Source organism: Natrialba hulunbeirensis JCM 10989, assembly GCF_000337575.1.
GTDB lineage: Archaea > Halobacteriota > Halobacteria > Halobacteriales > Natrialbaceae > Natrialba > Natrialba hulunbeirensis.
Genome location: NZ_AOIM01000041.1, coordinates 380,198 through 401,491, shown reverse-complemented (window position 1 = coordinate 401,491; position 21,294 = coordinate 380,198). Strand labels below are relative to the sequence as shown.

The following is a 21,294-nucleotide window of genomic DNA, read 5'->3' as shown; positions in this document are numbered from 1 at the left end:
ACACACCACTGTAAAACTATACCCGAACACCAGAAACCAATGTAAAGTTCCTACCCGACGTGTCGGATCGGGATACGTTTTAATAGTGGTGTATGATATACAGGTGCATGGACATAGACGACATCAGTGACGCGGCCAGAGAGGGCAACGCCGCGCGGTTGCACGACGAGACGGCACGCCATCACGGCGACGCGGTCGCGATCGAGTACCACGGAATAGAGCACACACACGAAGAACTCCGCGCGGAGAGCGCCCGGTTCGCCGGCGGTCTCGCCGACCTGGGAATCGAACCCGGTGACGCCATGTTGCTCTACCTGCCGAACTGTCCTGCCTACCTGATCGGCTCGCTCGGCGCGTTCAAGGCGGGTGTCGCCGTCTCACCGGTCAACCCGCAGTACCGCCGGCGCGAACTCGCCTACCAACTCGAGGACACCGGCGCGACGGCGGTCCTGACCCACGCCGCGCTCCTGCCGCATCTCCAGGAGGGACTCGAGGACGCCGAAACCGACCCAACCGTCATCAGTGTCGCGAGCACCGACGACGACGTCCACGCCTTCGAATCCGTTCGCGGCGAGGAGCGGTTCGTCGAGCGGGCGGACGACGACGTCGCGCTATTGCCGTACACCTCGGGAACGACGGGGAAGCCGAAGGGTGTCGAGACGACCCACCGGAACTTCCGGGCACAGATGTTCGCGACGCTTTCACAGGAAAGCGCCCTCGAACCCGAGGAAACCCGCAGTCTCGTCTGGCTGCCGCTGTATCACATCACTGGTTTTACGCACACCGCCTGGCAGCCGCTGATTCAGGGCGGGCGTGTCTTCCTCCGGAGCGCCGCCAACTGGGACGGCGAGACGGCAATGGGACTGATAGAGGACGAGGCGATCACCCACTTCGTCGGCGTCACCGCGATGTACGTCGACATCGTCAACAGCGACGAGTTCGGCGACTACGATCTGACCACACTCGAGATGGCCGGTGAGGGCGGGGCAAAGATGTCCGTCGCGGTCCAGAAGGAGTTCGAATCGGTTGCAGGTGTCGACATGCAGGAGGGGTACGGGCTCACCGAGACCCACGGTGCGACCCACACGCAGTCGAACTCGACGTTCGGCCTGCGCCACGGGACGATCGGCCAGCCACTCCGAATGACCGACTGCAAGGTCGTCGACAGCAGCGGCGAGGAAGTCCCGCCGGGCGAGGAGGGAGAACTCCTCGTTCGCGGCCCGCAGGTCATGAAAGGGTATCACAACCGTCCGGAGGCGACCGAGGCCGCCTTCACCGACGACGGCTACTTCCGGACCGGTGATATCGCCCGCCGCGACGCGGAGAACTACTATGAGATCGTCGACCGGAAGAAACACGTCATCGTCACCGCGGGCTACAACGTCTATCCGAGCGAACTCGAGGAACTCCTCTCCGAACACGAGGCCGTCGCGGAGGGAGCCGTCGTCGGCATCCCGGACGAACGCCGTAACGAGGTTCCGAAGGCGTTCGTCGTTCCGACACCCGATGCGGAACCCGGCGTCGACGTCACCGAGGAGGAAATCACCGAGTTCTTCCTCGACAACGTCGCGGCCTACAAACACCCCCGTGAGGTCGAGTTCATCGACGAACTGCCGCGGACGACCTCGGGGAAGATTCAGAAGTACAAGCTAGAGGAACGATCTGACGAGCCCGAGAAACTGGAATAGCGTCACTACCGTTCCCGTCCCCGTCTCCGTCCCATCAGTAGAACACCTCTATTACTGATCCAGCGCAGCGGACCCATCCACCGCCCGATAGTATCGCACGCCATCGCACCAGTCGAACGCCACTTCACCTCGTTCCGCGAGCGTCCCGAGCGCGCCAAGCGTGTCGAGCAACTGCGCCGGATACTGCAGGTCGCCGTAGAGATGCTCCGTAATCTCGAGCGGTGTCGCCGGCCCGACGGCCGCGACGGCGTCCCGTCTGGATGCGAGTAGCGACTCGAGATCCGCCCGCGTGTCCGCGAGCGCTGCCGCGGCGTCGGTGAAGACCGGCCCGTGGCCCGGAAAGACCCGCTCGAACGACCGCGCGGCAGCCTCATTTTCGAGTCGCCCTAGTCCCGCACCGAACGCCTCGACCGCCTCGTACGCACCGTCGTCGAGTCCGACGTGCAGTGCACCCGCCCGAAACGGCTCGATGAGCGCATCGCCGCTGAACAGCACCCGCTTGCCGCCGATACTCGCCGCGAGACTCGCGTGATGCACCTGGTGGCCCGGCGTGTGAATCGGCTCGAACTCGAGTCCCCCCACACGAAACGAGTCCTCGAACGAAAAGCCAATCGCGTCGTCAGGGTCGAGCAGTCGTCGGTTCCGCTCGAGCGAGTGCCGTGCGCGCTCGACCTCGCGCTCGAGTGCGTCGTTCTCGTAGCCCGCGGAACGAGTCGTCTCGCGGACCCGCGCCGCGAGGTCGTCTGCGTCGCGTCGGACCTGCTCGAGTGCGGGTGCTGGCGCGTAGACAGTCACATCAGCCGTGCGCAGCGCCGGTACCTGTCCGATGTGGTCGCTGTGGGGATGCGTAATAACGACTGCATCGATCGCTTCGAGGGCGACGCCGAGTCCCTTCAGCTGGGTTCGCATCGTCTCCGTTGCCTGCTCGCCGGGTGGTCCCGCATCGACGAGCACCCGTTCTCCTGTTGGCCCATCGATGAGATACGCGGCGGCATGATTCGGCGGCCACTCGACGGTGAACTCGAGTCGCTCGACGCGCTCACCACGCTGAGGTGGCGAACGCTCGTCCGTCGTCTCCATCGTCGCAGACGACGGTGTCTCATTATTTAAAAGTCGGTCTTACGGCGAGTGTGAACAGCCATCATTAAAACTGACAAACTGTCTAGTAAAACGTCGAAACACCACTCATAGAGAGTGTTCGAGAAGGCCTGTACTGGTCTCCAAAAAGAATCCTATGCAAGACAGTCATGTACAACAGCGGTCTTCTCCCATCCAGAAAAGAGCAACTCAGATAATTCACGGTTGCGACAGTACTTTTCTGTCTCAGTAGTAACGTCAATACTCTCAGCCACTATACTCCTTCAGTATACTTCGACTTTTGAGGTATCATACACAGAGAACGATTCCCTCCTTCGTTCCAAAGTATAATCGGAGAAATTACAATCACTCCCCGTTAGTGAGATCTATGGGCGAAGCAGACGCTGTCGATCGCGTGCAGGAGCCGTGTACGGTCTCGTCGCTGACTGAAGATTTACGCTATCTGGGCGTAGAGCCGGGACAGACCCTTCTCGTTCACTCCTCGCTCTCGTCGCTGGGCTGGGTCGCAGGCGACGCCCAGGCCGCCGTCGAGGCGCTCCAGAACGCCGTGACTCCCGACGGAACGCTCGTGATGCCAACGCACACGTCACAGTACTCCGATCCATCCGTCTGGTCGAATCCACCCGTTCCGTCGGACTGGATCGAGACGATCCGGACGGAGCGACCCGCATTTCGGCCAGCCGCAACACCGACGCGAGGCATGGGCGCGATCCCGGAGTGTTTCCGAACCTACACCGATGTCGTCCGGAGTTCACACCCGATCTACTCGGTGGCAGCGTGGGGTGCGGAGGCCGAGGAGATCGTCGCCGACCACCCGCTCGACTACGGACTCGGCGAGGAGTCCCCGCTCGCGTCCGTCTACGAGCAAGACGGTGCCGTACTCATGCTCGGGACCGACTACAGCACCAACACGTCGCTGCATCTGGCCGAGTACCGCGCCGATCTCGATCTCGGAACCACGACGACAACCGTGCCGATCCTCGAGGACGGCGACCGAGTCCTGCGTGACATCGAGGAACTCGAGACGTCCACTGACGACTTCCCGGAAGTCGGCGCCGCGTTCGAAGCCCAGCACGACTCTCGCGAGGGTGTCGTTGGCGCTGCGACGGCAACCCTACTCGAGCAACCGGCGCTCGTCGACTTCGCGACGGAGTGGTTCGAAGCGAACCGGTGAGTCCTGTGAATTGATTTCGATCACGACTCGCCGTCCGTCTCGAGTGTCGGTGGGGTACTCGAGTACGCCGATTCTGAGTTGTCTTCGTGAACGGAGTCCCAGCCAGCTGGTGTGTTACGCTCGGTCCTGCTCCTGGGTTCGATCGGAGGCTGCCGGTGCATCGAGCCGCCCCTCGACGAACGCAGCGAAGTCGGCGGTGAACGCCTCGACCTCGTGCCAGTCCGTGTACTCGTAATCCTGGGACGTGTCGCTATCGCCGGTCGCTCCCTTCGCGATTCGTTTCATCACGAGCCGTTTGAGGAAGCCGTACTTCGAGTACCGAAGTGCGCCGCCGAAGAGTCCGATTCGATCCGGCTGCCAGTCGGTCTTCTCGAGGAACTCATCGACGTATTCCGCTGCGTCCGCCCGTGCTGACTCGTCGTCGACGGCTGACGCAAGCGAGAGTTGGAAAAACGCCGTCGGTCGCGACGCCAGCGCCTCGCGTTCGGTACGGACGAACTCACTCACCGCCGACTGATGCGTTCCCATGTGTACCGATGCTCCAACGAGGACGGCGTCGAACGACTCGAGATCACGACTTCCCGAATCTTCCGCGGCGTTGATCGCGGTCGCGTCGTGACCACGGTCACGAAGTACGTCGGCGATTCGGTCGGCAACAGTGGCCGTCTGGCCCTCCCCAGTGCCGTAGTAAATGAGGAACGATAGCATGAGTGATGATCGATTCTCATACAACGTCCACGCCGATAAAGGGCCGACGTATCTACCCCACCTTGTTCAAGCAGACAACAGGAAGAGCCCCATTCAAAAATCGGCTGCTGAACGCTATCGAAAAATCTCTGGCGAGTGTTACCGATTCTCGCGTTGCTCGACCTTGTTCAGGTAGATGAAATCCATGGTACGACTCACGGAAAATATGAGGTGTGGGTAATAGTGGGCAACATTTATCCAGCAGCGGAATATAGTTGGGAACATGACGAAAGTAGACGCACGAGACCTCCAGACCAACGAGACTGACGACCGGGGTCGAATCTATCTCGGGACGGAGTACGCGAACAAGCGCGTAACCGTCGCTGTCGTTGAGGTAGACTCCAACCATCCCGATGAGGACGAACTGGCCGCCGCCTATCGCGAGGCGTCTGAGAGTGCAGAAGAACTTGCCGAAGAGTGGGACGACACGTCGGACGAAGCGTGGAGCGGGCTGGATAAATGAGCAAGGAGACAGAGGTTCGTCGCGGTGACGTTGTTATCGTTCGGCTCGATCCTGCGGAAGGGCACGAGATGAAGAAAACTCGTCCTGCAGTAGTCGTCCAAAACGACGTTGGGAACAAAAATGCCAGTACGACTATTGTTGCCCCTGCGACAGGGACGTATCGAGGCTATCCATTCGAGGTTCTCGTCGAAGCAGCAGAGTCGCCCTTCGAGAAGGATTCGTCTGTTCGTCTCGACCAGATTCGTGCCGTTTCTATCGAAAAGCGGATTCACTCGGTACTTGGAGGCCTCGACACAGAAACGATGGAGGCAGTGGACGAAGCGTTAACACTGAGCCTCGGACTGGACTGACGTGTCTGCTGTGATCAGTATCGTCAAACAAGACACCACAGGTCAGAATTTCCACCGGTATGAATAATCTATTTATGTCCTTATAAGAAAAGTCGGATATAATACTCATGCAATCAAATTCCCCACCATCGAAAAACGTGCTTATGTTTGGTTCTGGTGTTATATTAGCAATATTTGGATATATTTTGGGTGGTGCATTTGGGTCAGCTCTCGGGTTCGTATCTGGATTAACTATAGGTGAACGTTACTTTCTGTATAAGAAGTCACAATTGGACATGTTGAACCGAATTGAGGAGTTAGAAGATAGGATGGAAAAAGGTCCATGAAACTGATTAAATACATGGCCTGTATGCACGTGTAGTGTCCGCTGGTTCTGGTGATCGGTCTACTGCTCAAACCATTCAACACGAACCAACTGAACAGCAATCGGAAAAATTCTAATCGCTTATCGGGCGGTACACGCATTCAGAAACCCGCTTAGTGCTATCTACTATCCCTTTGCTCGACCTTGTTCAACTCAATCAATAGTCGGAAGATCGCCTTCACGAGATTCGCATCCACGTCGAACTGCTCTGCGTTTCGACCCGCCCGGTCCATCACCTGCTCTTCCTGTTTCTCGTCGGTCGTCGGCAGATCCTTCTCATCTTTGACCGCCGCGATTGTATCCGCGACGTAGGTGCGCTGGGCGATCAACTCGACAATCTCTCGATCAATCGTCTGAATTTCCTCCCGGAGCTCTTCGAGGTCCATCTCCTCCGGTGTCCGTTTCTCCGTCTCAGATCCGCCGTCTGTGGCTGTGTTTCGAGTCATGATATCTCGTCTTTCAGTCGGTAAGTCTCGTTGCTACTCCTTCTCGCCAGTTCATATCTCCTCACCGCTCTGGGACGTGTCCTGCACACGTGTTCCATCCGTCCGCAACTGCAAAATCCGTGTCGTCCCGTCACGCTCGTTCCACCGTTCGCGGACAGTCTCGAGTGACTCCTGCTCACCAATCGCAACGTAACTCGGCCCCGTCCCCGACAGCGAAACGCCCTCCACATCCGGGAGTGCCTCGACCATCGGTCCCGTCGGGAACTCGAGTACCCCGCAGAACGCAAATCCGTTGACGGTCATCGCCTCGCCGTAGCGGCCGTCGAGTGCGAGTTCTTCGACCAGGCGTGCCATCGGCGCGACGCGCTTGCAGGCGTCGATGTCGGCGTCGGCGCTGAAGGCCTGCTCTGGTGGGGTGTAGACGAGTGCCTGCTGGTCTGTGTCGAACTCTTCGTGGGCGAGTAGTTCGTCGCTCGTGTTGTCGGTGATCGTCACGCCGCCGAGCATGCTGGCGCTGGCGTCGTCGAACGCGCCGGTGGCAGTGACGCCGGCTTCGCGGGCGGCGCGGACGCCGAGTCGACAGGCGTCGATTCGGTCGACGGTGTCGCGGACGCCGAGTGCGTCCAGTGTCGCGAGCACCGTCGCGTTGGCGGCGGCGCTCGAACTTTTCAGGCCGGCAGCCAGTGGGACCTCACTTTCAGTTCGGACGCGACCGTCGGTCGTCTCTGGGTCGAGTCCGGTGTCGGCGGCGAACTCCGAAATTACGAGTTCGACACAGCGTTCGATGAGGTCAGTGTCGGCGTCGGGGTGGCCCACAATGTGGCCATCGACGGTGCCGTTTTCGCGTTCTGCGAGTTCCTCGCGTTGCTCGAGTTCGACCGTCGCAGTCGTCTCGAGGTCGATCGCGAACGCCGAACCGGTGCCCGTTGCGAGCGCGTTGAGAACGGTTCCGGCAGCGGGTGCGACGGCGCGACCATCCATACGAACACACTCACAGAGAGTGTATTTACGGCTGGCGGTTCTGACAACTCTTCTCGGAGCAGTCAACCGGTGTCTAACGAACGGCCGAACACGTTCCGGACAGAGTCGCCATCGTCGAGAAGAGGTAGGGCTTAGTGGACACTCCCGAACTGGTACGTCGATGGGTGTCGGCCAGCGATCGATCGTCCAGTCGCCCGCTAGCAGGTTCGTTCCGATTCTCCTGGCGAACCTGCTTCCAGTTGTCGGCATCGTCTGGTTCGACTGGCACGCCAGCGAGGTAGTGGTGATCTACTGGCTCGAGGTCATCGTCATGCTGCTGGTATACGGCGTCGCAGCACTGTTTGCTCGTCAACGAATAATCCTGGAACACCGGCGTCTCTTCCTCCCTGGCGTCAGTGAGGAAACGGAACTGTGTGAATCGAAGTGAGGCGACGAGCCAGCCACGATTCGGTTGAGCGATCGGCTCCCGCCTATATATCCACGAAATGCAACGATCGTCGCTCTATCGCTCATCTGGGGACTTAGCTTTCTCCTCCTTCCAGTTGTCGTATTTGGATTACATACCACCGTGATATCGACGGTGTCGTCCTCACTGCTCGCCGTTACTGCCACGATCATCGGCTCACATCTTCTCGAGCTTCGCCGCAACTACTTCGGAACGAACCAGTACGAGGAACTGTCTGCACATATGGTACTCGAGATCCCCTGTCGAATCATCATCTTCGCGATTGGCTTTTTCTCGCTCCTTACGCTGGTCGGGTGGATCCTCTTTTCCTGGCGCTGAACCTCCTTCGGGAGTTCGTCGGCGTTGTGCCGGCGACGGATGCGACCGACCTGTACATTGTGTTGCTCGTCGTGTTCGGAAAACTCGTCGTCGAGTGGTCGCAGTTTCGGGCTGCACTCACAGACGATCCGAGCGGCTTCTCGAGTTGGTTCGTGCCGTTCGATCCGCGGGAGGTGTGACGGTGACCGCCGTCGCGTCGATGTCGATCCCCGCCCTGGTGTTTGCAACACACCGATAGCGACCACCGAGAACGCACCGCTTTTCCCACCGCCGACCGAACGGCCGACTAATGAGCGCGCGCAGCAACGTCGCCCCGAGTACGATCACCGTCGACCTCGTCGATGGTGGCATCGTCGTCCAGTATCTCGACGGCCGGGAGGTCTTCTATCACGGGCCGCCGGAACCCGTCGCGGAGTCGATCAAGACGCCGCCAGGAAAGGACGTCCACGTCCTCGTCACCGACCCCGACGGCGTCGAGGGCGTCATGACCTACGTCAACGACCGGGACACGCACGACGACATCCTCGAGGGAACTGGCGTCGGTCGCGTCATGCTCAGCGACGACGACGAGGAAGTGCTGTTCCCGGGCGTGACGGTCACGACCGAGGCCTACTCGATCCGGGTCGATGCGGACCTCTCGCTCGTCGACGGGCGAGTGTTCGTCTTCGCCGAGGACGAGATGAGCGAGCACGCCTACGAACTCGTCGCCGACTCGGAGACCGACAGCTAAGATGCCACTCCAGAAACCCTGGCGGTCGCTCGACCGCGACGCCGTCGCCAGCGCGCCGAACCGCCCCGGCGTCTACGAACTCGGCGACGAGTCAGGAACCGTGCTGGCGGTCGACCACGGCGTCCTACGCGACGAACTGAAGACCGCGCTCGCCTACGGCGACGGCGAGCGCGTCCGCTGGACCGAAGCACACACGCTGGATCAGGCTCGCGAACTCGCCAGCGAGCATCGGGACCGACTCGAGTAGGCTGTCAGTTGTAGTTGTAGTTGTAGCTGTAGTTGTAGTTGTACTGATAGTCTCTCGTTATCCTCACTGGATGTAGGACGGATCCGCTCCGTCACACCGTTTTTCGTGCTCTGCGGCGTCTTCCTTCTCGTCGAAGAGCAGCCCGCAGGTCTCACACTCGTACCAGGTGGCGTCGTCCCGTTCGGTCTGGACCACCATATCGGAGTTCCAACACCGACGCCCAAATGCGTTTCTCCGGCATACTTGGCTGCGGGCCGCTCTGTGTCGGGCGCAGGTTCGATCCGCCTCTCCTCGACCCGACTAACTCCAGTTGACCCTATTCAGTCTCACTCGAGTACGCCGCCAGAAGTGGGCAATTCTCAAGACCTCCCAGCGAAAAGAACTGGGTATGAGTGGGTCGGATTCCGACGGCGTCACGCTGTCGGTACGAGCAGCCGAGAAGCGCGACGCTGGCCGCGGCGTCGCCCGCATCCCCGAGATGGCCCGACGACAGTTAGGCGTCTTGAGCGGTGATACGATCGTCATCGAGGGCGAGAACGGCAAGTCGACCGTCGCGAAGATGTGGCCCGCCGACCCGTCGATTCCCGAGCGCGCGATCCAGATCGATGGTGACACCCGCGCCAACGCGGGCGTCCACGTCGGCGATACGGTCACCGTCCGCACGACCGACAAGTCCGCGATTCGCGACGCCGAGCGCGTGACGCTGACTGCGCCACCGGGGCTCACCGCCAGTCAGCGCCAGGTCGCAGAGCACGAAGCCGCCAAGACGCTGCGAAATCGCCCGGTTCGAACGGGCGAACAGATCCGCGTCGAAGGCGTCGACCAGGAGCCGTTCACCGTCGTCGACACGACGCCGGGCGGCGACGTTCGGATCACGAGTTCCACGACAGTCCGAATCGCCGGACAGTCCGGTGCTGCCAGCACGAGTCAGGCGGCTACCTCGACAGAAACAGGTGCAAGCGAGCGCGAGGACTCGTCGACCGACTCGAGTGCGCCGGCACCAGGAGGGACAGACGGACCCGTCGAGACGAACGCCGACTCGAGTTCCCCCTCTGGCGTCACCTACGAGGACATCGGTGGCTTAGACGAGGAACTCGAGTTGGTTCGCGAGATGATCGAGTTGCCCCTTTCAGAGCCGGAGTTGTTCCAGCGTCTCGGCGTCGAACCGCCTTCCGGCGTGCTCCTCTACGGCCCGCCCGGCACCGGGAAGACGCTGATCGCTCGCGCGGTCGCGAACGAGGTTGACGCCCACTTCGTGACGATCTCTGGGCCGGAGATCATGTCGAAGTACAAGGGCGAGTCGGAGGAACAACTTCGACAGACGTTCGAAACGGCGAAGGAGGACGCGCCGACGATTATCTTCTTCGACGAAATCGACTCCATCGCGGGAACGCGAGACGACGAGGGCGACGCTGAGAACCGGATCGTCGGCCAGCTACTGACGCTGATGGACGGACTCGACGCTCGCGGCGAAGTGATCGTCATCGGCGCGACGAACCGCGTCGACAGTATCGACCCTGCACTCCGGCGTGGCGGTCGCTTCGACCGCGAGATTCAGATCGGCGTTCCCGACGAGACGGGCCGGAAGGAGATTCTCGAGGTCCACACCCGCGGAATGCCGCTCGCGGAGGACGTCAGCGTGGACGCGCTTGCGCGACGAACGCACGGCTTCGTCGGGGCGGACCTCGACGCCGTCGCGAGCGAAGCTGCGATGGCCGCGATTCGCAACCGACCGGCCGACGAAGACGAACTTGCGACGTGGAACCAGAATCCGACGGTGAAGAAGCGCCACTTCGACGAGGCGCTCGCATCGGTCGAGCCCTCGGCGATGCGCGAGTACGTCGCCGAGTCGCCCGACACAGACTTTGGTAACGTTGGCGGCCTCGAGACCGCAAAGCAGACGCTTCGGGAATCCGTCGAGTGGCCGCTGACCTACGACAAACTGTTCGAGGAGACCAACACGGAGCCGCCCTCGGGCGTTCTGCTGCACGGCCCGCCCGGCACCGGGAAGACGTTGCTCGCCCGCGCGCTGGCCGGCGAGACGGATGTTAACTTCGTCCGCGTCGATGGCCCCGAAATCGTCGACCGCTACGTCGGCGAAAGCGAGAAGGCCATCCGCAAGGTGTTCGAGCGCGCCCGTCAGGCCGCCCCCTCCATCGTCTTCTTCGACGAAATCGACGCCATCACCGCTGCCCGTGGGGAGGGACACGAGGTGACCGAACGGGTCGTGAGCCAGCTGCTCACCGAACTCGATGGCATGCGCGAGAACCCGAACCTCGTCGTGCTCGCGGCGACCAACCGCAAGGACCAGATCGATCCTGCCCTGCTGCGACCAGGCCGGCTCGACACCCACGTCTATGTCGGCGAACCCGACCGCCCGGCCCGCGAGAAGATCCTTGAGGTCCACAGCCGCGGCAAGCCGCTTGGCGACGATGTGGATCTCGCGGAACTTGCGGGTGAACTCGAGGGCTACACCGGTGCGGATCTGGAGGCACTCGTTCGAGACGCCTCGATGAAGGCGATCCGCGAGGTGGCAGACGAGTACAGTCCCGAGGAAGCGAACGAGCGGGCGGACCAGGTCGTCGTCGAGCGTCGGCATCTCGAGTCGGCCCGCGAGGACGTGGACGTCTAGTACTGCTAGGGAGTCGCCTCCGACCACCACCGAGACGGAAATCGTGGTGACGGACACCTGCTCGACGCCTGGGGCCGCTATGTCTAGGCCGGAACTCCCTCTGGATCCCGATCCCAGTGGCGGTGCTGTGCGATCGCGTCGACGAACTCGTCGGCGAACTGGTCCAAATCGTCGTTGCGACAGGTGACGACGCCGGTGTCCGAGACGAGGTCGCCATCGTCGGCGATGTCGGTGTCCGGCAGATCGACCGTCTCGAGCAGTTCTGTTCCCTCGCCGACTGCGGCGATCGGCTTGTAGTGTTTGAACGCCTCGGCGACGAAGTGTTTCGGATCGCCCTGCTGGCTCATTGCGTCAACGCTCTCGCTGCCGCCGGGAACGAGGACCGCGTCGAACGAAACCGAGGCCGCCGCGACGTGGTGTTTGTCCGGTTCGACCGTCTCACCGTTGGCCCCCGACTTCTCGCCGAGGACCGTCGAGATGATCTTCACTCGAGCACCCTCGTCTTCCAGAGCAGATCGAAGCTCCGAGACGTGGTCGTCGTCGAAACCGTCGTCGATCAGCATCGCGATCTTGCGGGTCTCGATCGTGTCCGGGGTCCGGTTTTCCATGCTCAGCGACGGGTCCTCTCTGTCGTGGTCCGGCAGCTCGTCGCCAGGTGATTCGGGTGGCTCGACCCCGATCCCTTCGGCGACGCGTTTCGCGAATTCGTGGTCGACGTTGTTGAACAGGTCGTAGACCATCCGCTCGCGGATCTCCATGCGGTCGACCTTGCCGAGTTCGAAGTGGGCGGCGTCGACGATGTTCTGCTTCTCCGGCTCGGACATGCTGTTCCAGAACAGCCGTGCCTGCGTGAAGTGGTCCTCGAAGCTGTCGCTGCGGTTTCTGATCTTCTTACCATCGATCTTCTCGGCGTAGTGTTCATAGCCGCCTTCCTCGGCGGGGACCTCCTGTGGATCGTCGTCACCGATCGAGTTCGGCTTGTAGGAGACCTTCCCCTCGTTTATTTCCTGACGCATGAAGCCAGCGCGCTGGTTGTTGTGCCGTTCGGCGATCGGCCGGTTGATCGGGATCTCGTCCCAGTTGGCGCTGCCGAAGCGGTTGAGCTGGGTGTCCTGGTAGGAGAACAGCCGGCCCTGCAGGAGCGGATCGTTCGAGAAGTCGATACCAGGGACGACGTTGCCTGGGTGGAACGCGACCTGCTCGACTTCGGCGAAGAAATTGTCTGGCGTCTCGTTCAGCACCATCTTGCCGATCGGCCGAACAGGGACTTCTGTTTCGGGGACGATCTTCGTCGGATCGAGGACGTCGAAGTCGAACGCCTCGGCCTGTTCCTCGTCGAAGATCTGGACGCCGAGTTCCCACTCGGGATCGTACCCCTCCTCGATGACGTCGTAGAGGCCTTTTCGGTTGAAATCCGAGCTCTTCCCCCAGAGCTTCGTCGTCTCGTCCCAGACGAGCTGATGGGTGCCGAGTTTCGGCGTCCAGTGGAACTTGACGAACACCGACTCGCCGTCGTCGTTGACCAGCCGGAAGGTGTGGACGCCGAAGCCCTGCATCATCCGGTAGGCCCGCGGGAGGGCACGACCTGAGAGCACCCACATGATCATGTGCGTAATCTCCGGCTTGAGGGAGGCGAAGTCCCAGAACGTGTCGTGGGCCGCAGAAGCCTGTGGAATCCCGTCGTCGGGCTCGGGTTTGATCGCATGGACGAGATCGGGGAACTCCATCGCGTCCTGAATGAAAAAGGGCGGCATGTTGTTCCCGACGAGGTCCCAATTGCCCTCCTCGGTGTAGAACTTCGTCGCGAATCCCCGAACGTCCCGGACAGTGTCCGAGGACCCCCGCGAGCCGACGACCGTCGAGAAGCGCACGAAGACCGGCGTCTTCTGGTCGGAATTCGTGAGGACTTTGGCTTTCGTTACCTCCTCTATATCGTCGTACTCGTCACCGAGGTCTGGATCCTCGTAGGGCTGGAAGTACCCATGAGCACCCGTTCCGCGGGCGTGGACCACGCGCTCCGGGATCGACTCGTGGTCGAACTGCGTCATCTTCTCCCGGAAGTGGAAGTCCTCCATGATCGTCGGCCCGCGCTCGCCGGCCTTCAGGGAGTTATCCGTGTCGCTGATCTTGACGCCGTGGTCGCTCGTCAACTCCTCGCCCTCGGGATTCTCGCGAACCTCGTCGAGCTGGTCGTGTTTGCTGCTCTCGTCGACCTCGCCGTCGTGGCTGTCGCTGGTTCCGGGCGTACTCGAGTCGGAGCCGCCGTCGGCGACAGGGATGTCGTCGTCTGCAACGCCCTCGTGCTCGGCTGACTGGTCGTGGTCGGTTCCACCGTCCGGATCGTCGTGTGGTGTGTCGGACATGTGTGCTCGGTTTCGGGGACCCAGTCTCGCCTGGTACTGATTGCCGGCCGTCCGTCCGCCCGTTCGCTCGTTCGCTCGCCTGCCGTCTCTCACCAGTCCTCGTCCTCACGAGTCCGGCGAGAGTGTGCAGGATCACTGGGACTCGCCAGCAGGGTCGCGTCGCGACGATACCGGTATCGAACGGAACAGGCACACTGGATCTCATGGCTGCGAAGCGATACTGTCTCGGCTGGTCGCTCGCCTCCTGTCCATCGACCAGCAGGAGGAGAATAAAGTCGAGCCACTACGTTGCAAGCCGGCTTCGGATCGTGATTTGACTCGGCTACTCGAGTGGCCCGGACTCGAGGATCACCGTTTCACCGGCGGTCATCGAGTCGCCGGGTTCGACGGCGATGTCGTCGAGGTTGACTGCCGGCGGGAAGAGGACGTCGACGCGACTGCCGAAGGCGATGTGGCCGAGGCGGTCGCCGCGAGCGAGGTCGTCGCCGGGTTCGCGGTAGGGGTGGATGCGGCGGGCGAACGCGCCGGCGATGAAGGTGACGGTGGCTGGGCTGTTTGCAGGCAGCGGCGTCGAATCAGTATCGTCGGTGTTGCTGGTCTCGAACTCGACGTGCACCCGTTCGTTCCGATCGGATTCCTTGGAGAAGGCAGGGCGGTTCGCGCCGTCGATGTGTTCGACGTCGGTGACGGTACCGGCAAAGGGAGCACGGACGACGTGGACGTGCCAGACGTTCATGAAGGTGCCAAGACGGACGCGGTCGCCTTCCTCGCGGAGCACCGAGACGGTGCCGTCTGCGGGTGCGACGACACCCGATGCCGGCGGCGTCCGCTCGGGATCACGGAAGAACGCGAGCGTCCCGACACCGAGCGCGAGCGCGACGACACTCGCCGTCACGCTGAAAATGAACGCGAACGGTGCGGCGAGAAGGGGAACGAGCGCGTACTTCCACGCTCCTGGCGCGAAGTTCATACCCGTAGTGAGACCTGCGAGTTGTATGGTCGTTGCGGTGCTCAGTTGCCGTGAGCCTCGATCGCCAGCCGAATCCGGTTCGCGAAGACGTTCATCTCACCCGTCGCGTGCGTGCTCTTGCTCACGAACGCCGAGACGCCGGCCGATAGCGCCTCGTCGACAAGCGGCTCGAGTGGATTCCCCGTAAACAGTACGAACGGTACCGACTCCTCCTCCAGAGAGGCCGCCAGGTCGATCCCCGTCTCGTCTGGCAGTTCGTAACTTGAGACGATGCAGTCGAACGACTGGGCGTCGTCCGCGAGTGCCGTTCGCGTCGCCTCGCCGGTCGTCACGGCGTCGACCTCGAATCCGTGTGTCGACTCAAGCGCCGTGCTGACGTGTTCGGTGATGAACTCGCTGTCTTCGACGAGGAGAACGCTGTGAGATGGCATCTACTAGAGCCGTGACACAGGTTCGTCTAATAATTCTTCTTGCAGATTTAGTATTTCTTTCAGACAGTTCCGGCTCAGTCCCAGAACGCCTGCGTCCGAGCGTACTCTCGCTCCTTCGAGAGAATGTCCCGGTAGAACTCGGTTTCGTCCTCTCGAAGCTTGTTGATGATCTGGGCAGCGTTGTGCGGGCCGACGCCGCGGGCTGCCATCGCGATCACGGCCTGTTTGCCGTGGCTCTGGACGAGGCTCGCGGCCCGAAACGCGCGTTCGGTCATCTGCTCCTGTTCGTCGTCCTTCTCCGCAGCACGGACCGCCTGGACGACCTCGTCGGCCCACGGATTCAGCGAGGCGATGCGAGTCGAGCCACAGTCGGGGCATTTCGGCTGCTCCTGGACGCGCTTTACCTTCGTCCGGGCCTTCCACTCCGTGCAGTGGGTACACAGGAGGATGACGCGGTCGTCCTGCAGGCGCTCTTTGACCGTCTCGATCACGCCCGCATCGGCGTTTTCGGGGGCGAGCAGTTCCTTGCCGCCCGAGGAGCGACCTCCCTGTCCGACCGGCGTCCGGCCGCGGTGGGTGACGAGTTCGATCTCGCCCGACTGCAATCCCTCCAGTACTGCCGCCGCTCGTTCGACGTCCAGATCCTCGTGGAACACCTCCCGAATCGCCTCCTCGTACATCGGAGTGTCCTCGAGTGCGGCGAGCAGCCGGTTGTTCGAGAGCCGACCCGAGCCCTGGCCCTGCCAGCGCTTGAGCGCGCCGAACTTGGCCGAGACCTGCGCCAGACGGAACGCGAGCGCGTCGGAGTTCTTGAGGCCGAGTTCGATGATCGCCTGGACGTGGTCGGGATCCGTCTCCTCGATCACCTCGAGGACGTCGCTCGTCGCGACCGACGTGGGCACCTCGAGTTCGATCCGGTACGGGTCCGTCTCGAGGCCGACCGAGGAGCCAGCGCGCTGGCCGAGTAACGACGAGAGCAGGCGACCGAGCGTCTCGTTGGCCATGTGGCCGTAGCAGGCGTTGAGAACGATGGTTCGACCCTGTCGCTCGAGGACGATTCGGTCGGCGGTGGGCATGGGCATCGAGGACTCTGCGTTTTCGGCGTCGGCGTCACCGTCACCGTCAGCATCGACCTGCTGCTCGAGTTGCCTGCAGGCCTCGGTCAGGGTGTACTCGTCACCAGGATATCGACCCGAGAGTTCGCGGCCGACGGCGCGTGCGTCGGCACCCGTCTCGAGTTGTGGTTCGGCGACGGCACGGATTTCGCCGACCTCCTGTGCGACCGCCGCGGGGACCGGAATCTCCTGGCCGATCCAGGAGGGGACTTCGCCGGCGGGGTCCTCGATCGGACTGACCTTCACGCGGCCCTCGTCCTCGTCGATTTCGGCGATACGCCACATCTCGCCGCGCTGGATGAACACCTCGCCGGGCTGGGCGAAGTTGACGACGAACCGCTCGTCTAAGGTTCCAATCTGGGAACTCGAGGCGATGTCGTGGACCTCGTAGGTCTCCTCGTCGGGGATCATCGAGAGGTTGGCGTAGACGTACTGCCAGGTGCCGCCGGAGGTCTCGATGCGGTCTTCGCCCTCGTCGAACCAGACGATCCGGTTGCGGTGGAGTTCGCCGAGCACCTCGCGGAACGTCTCCGGCGTGAGGTCGCGGAACGGGTACGCCCGGTTGATCGTCTCGTAGGCGTCCCGGACGTGCACCGAACCGCGGCTGTGGACGAGTCCCGGAATCTGATTTGCGACCACGTCGAGGCTTCCCTCGTGGATTCGGGCCGGTTCGACCTCGCCGTCGCGGGCCCGGCGAGCGATCGACAGCGCCTCGAAGGTGTCGTCCGGCCGGGTCGTGACGACGGTCCCACTCGAGACTTCGTCCCGTCGGTGGCCCGCGCGGCCGATCCGCTGGAGCAGTCGGGCGACCTGCCGGGGGCTCTTGTACTGGATTACGTGATCGACCCGACCCACGTCGATCCCAAGTTCCATCGAGGACGTACAGAGCAGGCCGTCGAGGTCGCCCGCCTTGAACCGATCCTCGACGTCGATTCGGGCCTCCTTCGAGAGCGAGCCGTGGTGGACGCCGATGGGGAGGTCGAGTTCGGTGAACCGCGAGCCCAGTGCTTCTGCGGTCTGGCGCGTATTGACGAAGATGAGCGTGGACTCGTGTTCCTCGACGAGGTCCCGAATCAGTCGGACGTGACTCGCCGTATCGGCTTCGGTCATCAGCTGCCCGGCGAGTTGTTCGTCTTCTGGCCGGATCTCGGGCTGGCGGACGGTTACGTCCACGTTGCTCCCGACATCGATTTCGCGGATTTCACAGCGCCGGCCGCCGGTGAGGAACTGGCCGACCTCGCCCGGATCGCCAACCGTCGCGGAGAGCCCGATCCGCTGGAAGCCGCCGGACAGATCGCGGAGGCGCTCGAGTCCGATCGCAAGCTGTGCACCGCGCTTCGAGGCGGCGAGTTCGTGCACCTCGTCGATAACGACGTGTGAGAGGTCTGCGAGTGCGTCACGGAGGCGATCACCGGTGAGCATCGCCTGGACGGTTTCGGGCGTCGTGATGAGCACGTCAGGCGGGTCCTCGGCCTGCTTGCTGCGCTGGTAGTCCGTCGTGTCGCCGTGGCGAACGTCAACTTCGAGGTCGAGAAACTCGCCCCACCACTCGAGTCGGTCGAGCATGTCGCGGTTGAGCGCCCGCAACGGGGTGATGTAGAGCGCACCGAACCCTTCCGGGCGCTCGTCGACGAGGTCGTCGAAGACGGGGAGCATGGCCGTTTCGGTCTTGCCACTCCCGGTCGGGGCGATGACGAGCGTGTTCTCGCCGGCGGCGAGCGGCGGAATCGCCAGCCGTTGTGGTGCCGTCGGCGTCGAGAACCCGCGCTCGGAGAGCGCCCCGCGAACCATTGTTCCGAGCTGGGAAAAGGCCGCGACGTCCCCCTCAGTCATGACTCGTTCCTATGAGCGAGCGAGGCATAAGGGCCACGTTCTGCGCCGCTCAGCACTGTACGGACAGTTATAGGGACAGTCGTGGTTTCTTCGACATCGGTTCGACACTGCGTCGACACTAATCGCGCTCGCTGTATCGAATCGGTCACATTACCGACGGCAGATGAACCCGAACAACGCTGACCAAAGCGAACACGTCCGCTGGTATGCGGGTCCTACCCGGCGGTAGGGAGCTTATATCTACGGCCTCTGTTCCGGAACCCTCGGCAATGACACCTCCAGATCGAAGACAGTCATCGGTTCCAACTCGTTCGAGACGGTTCCTTGTCGTATCCACGTACTCGGTCGCGCTTGTCGGTCTCGTACTACTCGTCGGCGCCCTCGTCGCGTTGAGCGTCGGTGCAGTTGGCGGTGCGAGTGCGAGTGTGAGTGCAGATGCAGGCCAACAGGTCCCAGCGGTTCAAGAGAGCGACGACGAGACGGTGTACGTCTCCGAAGAAGCAGTCGTCGAGCCGGTTCCTGAAGAGGGTGACCTGTACTTCGAACAGGCGGACCCGGACGGTGAGTGGATCAGCTACACTAATCCGCGCGACGAGTACCGGATGCCCTACCTCGGTGACGGCTCCGGAAAGATGTGCGTCACGCTGCTGAACGAGGCTGGCCAGCCCGTCGAGGGGAGCTCTGTTCCCGGCACGACCGTCACGGTGCCGACCGGCGACTCGCTGTCCTGGCACGACGACATCGACCCGTTCGTCGTCGACTATCCACTGTCCGAAAACTACAACCGGCCGCTCGACTCCGACCAGTTCGGCACCACCGCCGACCTTCCACAGGGTGACGGCTACCTCGACTCCCACTGCTTCGAGTGGCACGGTCTCCCCGAGGACGAGACCGTCGAATACGGCGAGGCACAGATCGAGGGTCAACACGCGGACCAGATCAACCTCGTCGGTTACATCGAGCGCCCACACGAGGCCTGGGAGACTGACATCGACCCACTCGAGTCGGCCGTCTCCTATGAAGAGGCTGGCGGTGGCTGGACGTACCACCCTGACGGCTCGCACGGACAGTTGGTTGTCGTCCTCCAGCTCGATGGCGATGCCGACATTCCGGTCGATCCAGACGAAGAAATCGGTGACGAAGCCGCCGATGTTGGTGGTGATGCAGCCTCCGATGCTGGCGGTGATACAGACGAGAATACGGACGATAGTGGCGACGACTCGACCGACGACGATAGCGGTGCGTCGAACGGAACTGACGACGGTACAACCGATACTGTGCCTGGATTCGGTGTCTTGTCGGTGGTCGCCGCGCTCGGTGCGCTGTTGATCGCCGCCCTGCGACAGCCCTGAGAGCGCCAATCGAGCCTGCCCGCAACAGTGCCCTGTCTCGTGTTCACTGTTCGAACCAACGAACCTATGACAGTTGCCACGAGACTCCCGACAAATGACGACCGACGACACGGACGCCCCGCAGGTTCCGATCGTCTGTAGCGCCTGTGAGACGACCTCGCGCGTGCCGCTCTCGAGTGTCGCCGACGCAGTCGAGCGCCACAACGACCAGCTTCACGACGGCGAGGACATCGCACAGGTCGATCCAGATATTGCCGATCAGATCGCCGATCTGGTCGCGACCGAACTCGGCCTCCTCGAGGACACGTAGCGTCCTCGAACGGCCCGCCTGTCTCTTCACCGACGAACCAGTGTGTCGCGTAGCCGACGAGCCAGTGCGGACAGTCGTGCTCGGAGCCCCAACTCGCTGTCGGCGTCATCCGTCCGTGTCGTCGTCACGCGGCCCTCTTCGTCCGGCTGTTCGTCCACTCGTACGCCGGGACGTTTCGAGTCCATAGCGCGTCTCGTTGTCCTGCGGGGACGAGTCCACGGCTTGAGATCGAAACCCGTGCCGTCATTTCGGAGACGCACCTGTACTCGGCTACGAGCGGGGCCGGCGACCGACTGGCTGGCAGCACGATCACAGCGCGCTCGGTCCGGCTGTTTCCGCCTCGATAGCGTCTCAGTACGCCGCTTTCGATGTTCCCATGTCCCAAACGACGTACACATGTCAGTGCGGTGCTCGCCTACAGTACAGACAGGACCTCCAGAAGGAGTCGGGGACGGTCTCACGAAGCTGGAAGTGCACGGACTGCGGAACGCCGATTCCGAGTACAGTCGCCGAGCGAATCTCTCACCAGCACCCCTCGTGACCGCATCCGTGCCGGACGGTTTCGTGATCTCCCCTGTCTTTCGGTCACTCCCTCCTGTCTGTCGTCGTGCCCGGAGTATCCTCGCAGAGAACCAGTAAGACGAGGAAACCTTCACTCCCTTGTGGCGATAATTCAGTGGGAAGATTTATGAGCAATTACTCTGCTTTCGAAGGGTATGGCACAGGATGATGCTGATGTGGTACGAGATGAACACAGCCCGCTGGAACAGCCAGTACAGGGCAGCTACCCCGAAACGCCGGCGGCGACAACTGACCCATCGCCGGCGACCATCGTCGCAACAGGCGACCCTGACGGCTCCGGTCGAACACTGACGATCATCGGCCGCGGTGTCCCGACGAGTTTCGAAATTACGGTCGAAGGGCGTATCGAGGGCTGCGACGCAGCGGCGACGATCGACACCTCCGTACTTTCCGGATCGACAGTCGAAGGGACCATCGAAGACGGTACCGTCGAGTTCGAATTCACCGGCGACCTGACCGACGTGACGTTCGTCGACCGCGGTATCACCGGCCTCTCGCCGAGTGCGGCACCACACGTTCACGTCGACTACAACACCAGCTGAGCGAACCGCGAGCACACACGGTGTCAGCCCCGCCAGAAGCCGCCTCTGGCCACCTGTCACCGTCACACGCATCCAATCAATTCCTTCTTGGA

General features: G+C 62.2%; 23 protein-coding genes. 13 read left to right on the top strand and 10 right to left on the bottom strand.

The window, feature by feature from the left end; translation table 11 throughout:
* The first annotated feature begins 107 nt into the window (after positions 1-107).
* Entirely contained in the window at positions 108-1,688 is a 1,581-nt protein-coding gene (locus C483_RS17985) for a class I adenylate-forming enzyme family protein (RefSeq protein WP_006654792.1), read from the top strand.
* A gap of 51 nt (positions 1,689-1,739) precedes the next feature.
* On the opposite strand, the gene C483_RS17980 is transcribed toward C483_RS17985, so the two are convergent.
* Positions 1,740-2,768: an MBL fold metallo-hydrolase gene (locus tag C483_RS17980; protein ID WP_006654791.1), complete on the bottom strand. Its 1,029-nt coding sequence runs from the start codon at positions 2,766-2,768 to the stop codon at positions 1,740-1,742.
* A gap of 385 nt (positions 2,769-3,153) precedes the next feature.
* Here C483_RS17980 and C483_RS17975 point away from each other — a divergent pair, with 385 nt between their 5' ends.
* Positions 3,154-3,960 carry an aminoglycoside N(3)-acetyltransferase gene (locus C483_RS17975; RefSeq protein ID WP_006654790.1) on the top strand — a complete coding sequence of 269 codons (807 nt, stop codon included), beginning with the start codon at positions 3,154-3,156 and terminating at the stop codon, positions 3,958-3,960.
* Positions 3,961-4,074: 114 nt separating this feature from the next.
* On the opposite strand, the gene C483_RS17970 is transcribed toward C483_RS17975, so the two are convergent.
* Positions 4,075-4,668 carry a flavodoxin domain-containing protein gene (locus tag C483_RS17970; RefSeq protein WP_006654789.1) on the bottom strand — a complete coding sequence of 198 codons (594 nt, stop codon included), beginning with the start codon at positions 4,666-4,668 and terminating at the stop codon, positions 4,075-4,077.
* A gap of 262 nt (positions 4,669-4,930) precedes the next feature.
* Here C483_RS17970 and C483_RS17965 point away from each other — a divergent pair, with 262 nt between their 5' ends.
* Together C483_RS17965 and C483_RS17960 are read left to right on the top strand one after the other, a co-directional pair.
* Positions 4,931-5,170, top strand: a complete 240-nt coding sequence (locus tag C483_RS17965; protein WP_006654788.1) for a hypothetical protein — start codon at positions 4,931-4,933, stop codon at positions 5,168-5,170.
* Complete coding sequence (locus tag C483_RS17960; protein WP_006654787.1) at positions 5,167-5,520, top strand: type II toxin-antitoxin system PemK/MazF family toxin; 354 nt, start codon at positions 5,167-5,169, stop codon at positions 5,518-5,520. Before C483_RS17965 ends, C483_RS17960 begins: the two co-directional genes overlap by 4 nt.
* Before the next feature lie 483 nt (positions 5,521-6,003).
* Here the strand turns inward: C483_RS17960 and C483_RS17955 are convergent, their stop codons facing one another.
* Both C483_RS17955 and C483_RS17950 read right to left on the bottom strand, forming a co-directional pair.
* Entirely contained in the window at positions 6,004-6,330 is a 327-nt protein-coding gene (locus C483_RS17955) for a chorismate mutase (protein ID WP_006654786.1), read from the bottom strand.
* Positions 6,331-6,381: 51 nt separating this feature from the next.
* Positions 6,382-7,311: a shikimate kinase gene (locus C483_RS17950; RefSeq protein ID WP_006654785.1), complete on the bottom strand. Its 930-nt coding sequence runs from the start codon at positions 7,309-7,311 to the stop codon at positions 6,382-6,384.
* A 160-nt stretch (positions 7,312-7,471) separates the two neighbouring features.
* Between C483_RS17950 and C483_RS21000 the strand changes: the two genes are divergently transcribed.
* The 5 genes from C483_RS21000 (at position 7,472) to C483_RS17935 (ending at position 9,072) form a co-directional block, all read left to right on the top strand.
* Positions 7,472-7,738 (top strand): DUF6498-containing protein, encoded by a 267-nt coding sequence (locus C483_RS21000; protein WP_006654784.1) that lies wholly within the window; start codon positions 7,472-7,474, stop codon positions 7,736-7,738.
* A 153-nt stretch (positions 7,739-7,891) separates the two neighbouring features.
* The gene (locus C483_RS20995) at positions 7,892-8,095 is read left to right on the top strand and encodes a hypothetical protein (RefSeq protein ID WP_006654783.1); all 204 of its coding nucleotides are present in this window, start codon (positions 7,892-7,894) and stop codon (positions 8,093-8,095) included.
* Positions 8,071-8,274 (top strand): hypothetical protein, encoded by a 204-nt coding sequence (locus tag C483_RS20990; RefSeq protein WP_241431534.1) that lies wholly within the window; start codon positions 8,071-8,073, stop codon positions 8,272-8,274. Before C483_RS20995 ends, C483_RS20990 begins: the two co-directional genes overlap by 25 nt.
* Positions 8,275-8,384: 110 nt before the next feature.
* A complete protein-coding gene (locus tag C483_RS17940; RefSeq protein ID WP_006654781.1) occupies positions 8,385-8,825 on the top strand; it encodes a DUF5796 family protein in 441 nt (146 codons plus the stop codon).
* A gap of 1 nt (position 8,826) precedes the next feature.
* Positions 8,827-9,072 carry a DUF7508 domain-containing protein gene (locus C483_RS17935; protein WP_006654780.1) on the top strand — a complete coding sequence of 82 codons (246 nt, stop codon included), beginning with the start codon at positions 8,827-8,829 and terminating at the stop codon, positions 9,070-9,072.
* Positions 9,073-9,135: 63 nt separating this feature from the next.
* On the opposite strand, the gene C483_RS21110 is transcribed toward C483_RS17935, so the two are convergent.
* Positions 9,136-9,270 carry a DUF7128 family protein gene (locus tag C483_RS21110; protein WP_006654779.1) on the bottom strand — a complete coding sequence of 45 codons (135 nt, stop codon included), beginning with the start codon at positions 9,268-9,270 and terminating at the stop codon, positions 9,136-9,138.
* Positions 9,271-9,460: 190 nt separating this feature from the next.
* Here C483_RS21110 and C483_RS17925 point away from each other — a divergent pair, with 190 nt between their 5' ends.
* On the top strand, positions 9,461-11,704 hold the full coding sequence (locus tag C483_RS17925) for an AAA family ATPase (protein ID WP_006654778.1): 2,244 nt from the start codon (positions 9,461-9,463) through the stop codon (positions 11,702-11,704).
* 83 nt (positions 11,705-11,787) lie between these two features.
* Here the strand turns inward: C483_RS17925 and C483_RS17920 are convergent, their stop codons facing one another.
* The 4 genes from C483_RS17920 to C483_RS17905 form a co-directional block, all read right to left on the bottom strand.
* Positions 11,788-14,067: a catalase gene (locus C483_RS17920; protein ID WP_006654777.1), complete on the bottom strand. Its 2,280-nt coding sequence runs from the start codon at positions 14,065-14,067 to the stop codon at positions 11,788-11,790.
* Positions 14,068-14,389: 322 nt separating this feature from the next.
* Positions 14,390-15,037, bottom strand: a complete 648-nt coding sequence (locus C483_RS17915; protein ID WP_006654776.1) for a protein sorting system archaetidylserine decarboxylase — start codon at positions 15,035-15,037, stop codon at positions 14,390-14,392.
* A 41-nt stretch (positions 15,038-15,078) separates the two neighbouring features.
* Entirely contained in the window at positions 15,079-15,468 is a 390-nt protein-coding gene (locus C483_RS17910) for a response regulator (RefSeq protein ID WP_006654775.1), read from the bottom strand.
* A 74-nt stretch (positions 15,469-15,542) separates the two neighbouring features.
* Positions 15,543-18,416 carry a DEAD/DEAH box helicase gene (locus C483_RS17905; RefSeq protein WP_006654774.1) on the bottom strand — a complete coding sequence of 958 codons (2,874 nt, stop codon included), beginning with the start codon at positions 18,414-18,416 and terminating at the stop codon, positions 15,543-15,545.
* Positions 18,417-18,685: 269 nt separating this feature from the next.
* Between C483_RS17905 and C483_RS17900 the strand changes: the two genes are divergently transcribed.
* Both C483_RS17900 and C483_RS17895 read left to right on the top strand, forming a co-directional pair.
* Complete coding sequence (locus tag C483_RS17900) at positions 18,686-19,768, top strand: hypothetical protein (RefSeq protein WP_006654773.1); 1,083 nt, start codon at positions 18,686-18,688, stop codon at positions 19,766-19,768.
* Positions 19,769-19,862: 94 nt separating this feature from the next.
* Positions 19,863-20,078, top strand: coding sequence for a hypothetical protein (locus C483_RS17895; RefSeq protein ID WP_006654772.1), 216 nt, complete (start codon positions 19,863-19,865; stop codon positions 20,076-20,078).
* Positions 20,079-20,104: 26 nt separating this feature from the next.
* Here the strand turns inward: C483_RS17895 and C483_RS20275 are convergent, their stop codons facing one another.
* Entirely contained in the window at positions 20,105-20,263 is a 159-nt protein-coding gene (locus C483_RS20275) for a hypothetical protein (RefSeq protein WP_160166265.1), read from the bottom strand.
* 531 nt (positions 20,264-20,794) lie between these two features.
* Between C483_RS20275 and C483_RS17890 the strand changes: the two genes are divergently transcribed.
* Entirely contained in the window at positions 20,795-21,202 is a 408-nt protein-coding gene (locus tag C483_RS17890; RefSeq protein ID WP_006654771.1) for a hypothetical protein, read from the top strand.
* The last annotated feature ends 92 nt before the right edge of the window (positions 21,203-21,294 follow it).

Bases quoted from the DNA above. Each gene is read 5' to 3' on its own strand.
- C483_RS17985 (WP_006654792.1), top strand. From the start codon at position 108: ATGGACATAGACGACATCAGTGACGCGGCCAGAGAGGGCAACGCCGCG.
- C483_RS17980 (WP_006654791.1), bottom strand. From the start codon at position 2,768: ATGGAGACGACGGACGAGCGTTCGCCACCTCAGCGTGGTGAGCGCGTC.
- C483_RS17975 (WP_006654790.1), top strand. From the start codon at position 3,154: ATGGGCGAAGCAGACGCTGTCGATCGCGTGCAGGAGCCGTGTACGGTC.
- C483_RS17970 (WP_006654789.1), bottom strand. From the start codon at position 4,668: ATGCTATCGTTCCTCATTTACTACGGCACTGGGGAGGGCCAGACGGCC.
- C483_RS17965 (WP_006654788.1), top strand. From the start codon at position 4,931: ATGACGAAAGTAGACGCACGAGACCTCCAGACCAACGAGACTGACGAC.
- C483_RS17960 (WP_006654787.1), top strand. From the start codon at position 5,167: ATGAGCAAGGAGACAGAGGTTCGTCGCGGTGACGTTGTTATCGTTCGG.
- C483_RS17955 (WP_006654786.1), bottom strand. From the start codon at position 6,330: ATGACTCGAAACACAGCCACAGACGGCGGATCTGAGACGGAGAAACGG.
- C483_RS17950 (WP_006654785.1), bottom strand. From the start codon at position 7,311: ATGGATGGTCGCGCCGTCGCACCCGCTGCCGGAACCGTTCTCAACGCG.
- C483_RS21000 (WP_006654784.1), top strand. From the start codon at position 7,472: ATGGGTGTCGGCCAGCGATCGATCGTCCAGTCGCCCGCTAGCAGGTTC.
- C483_RS17940 (WP_006654781.1), top strand. From the start codon at position 8,385: ATGAGCGCGCGCAGCAACGTCGCCCCGAGTACGATCACCGTCGACCTC.
- C483_RS17935 (WP_006654780.1), top strand. From the start codon at position 8,827: ATGCCACTCCAGAAACCCTGGCGGTCGCTCGACCGCGACGCCGTCGCC.
- C483_RS21110 (WP_006654779.1), bottom strand. From the start codon at position 9,270: ATGGTGGTCCAGACCGAACGGGACGACGCCACCTGGTACGAGTGTGAG.
- C483_RS17925 (WP_006654778.1), top strand. From the start codon at position 9,461: ATGAGTGGGTCGGATTCCGACGGCGTCACGCTGTCGGTACGAGCAGCC.
- C483_RS17920 (WP_006654777.1), bottom strand. From the start codon at position 14,067: ATGTCCGACACACCACACGACGATCCGGACGGTGGAACCGACCACGAC.
- C483_RS17915 (WP_006654776.1), bottom strand. From the start codon at position 15,037: ATGAACTTCGCGCCAGGAGCGTGGAAGTACGCGCTCGTTCCCCTTCTC.
- C483_RS17910 (WP_006654775.1), bottom strand. From the start codon at position 15,468: ATGCCATCTCACAGCGTTCTCCTCGTCGAAGACAGCGAGTTCATCACC.
- C483_RS17905 (WP_006654774.1), bottom strand. From the start codon at position 18,416: ATGACTGAGGGGGACGTCGCGGCCTTTTCCCAGCTCGGAACAATGGTT.
- C483_RS17900 (WP_006654773.1), top strand. From the start codon at position 18,686: ATGACACCTCCAGATCGAAGACAGTCATCGGTTCCAACTCGTTCGAGA.
- C483_RS17895 (WP_006654772.1), top strand. From the start codon at position 19,863: ATGACGACCGACGACACGGACGCCCCGCAGGTTCCGATCGTCTGTAGC.
- C483_RS20275 (WP_160166265.1), bottom strand. From the start codon at position 20,263: ATGGACTCGAAACGTCCCGGCGTACGAGTGGACGAACAGCCGGACGAA.
- C483_RS17890 (WP_006654771.1), top strand. From the start codon at position 20,795: ATGGCACAGGATGATGCTGATGTGGTACGAGATGAACACAGCCCGCTG.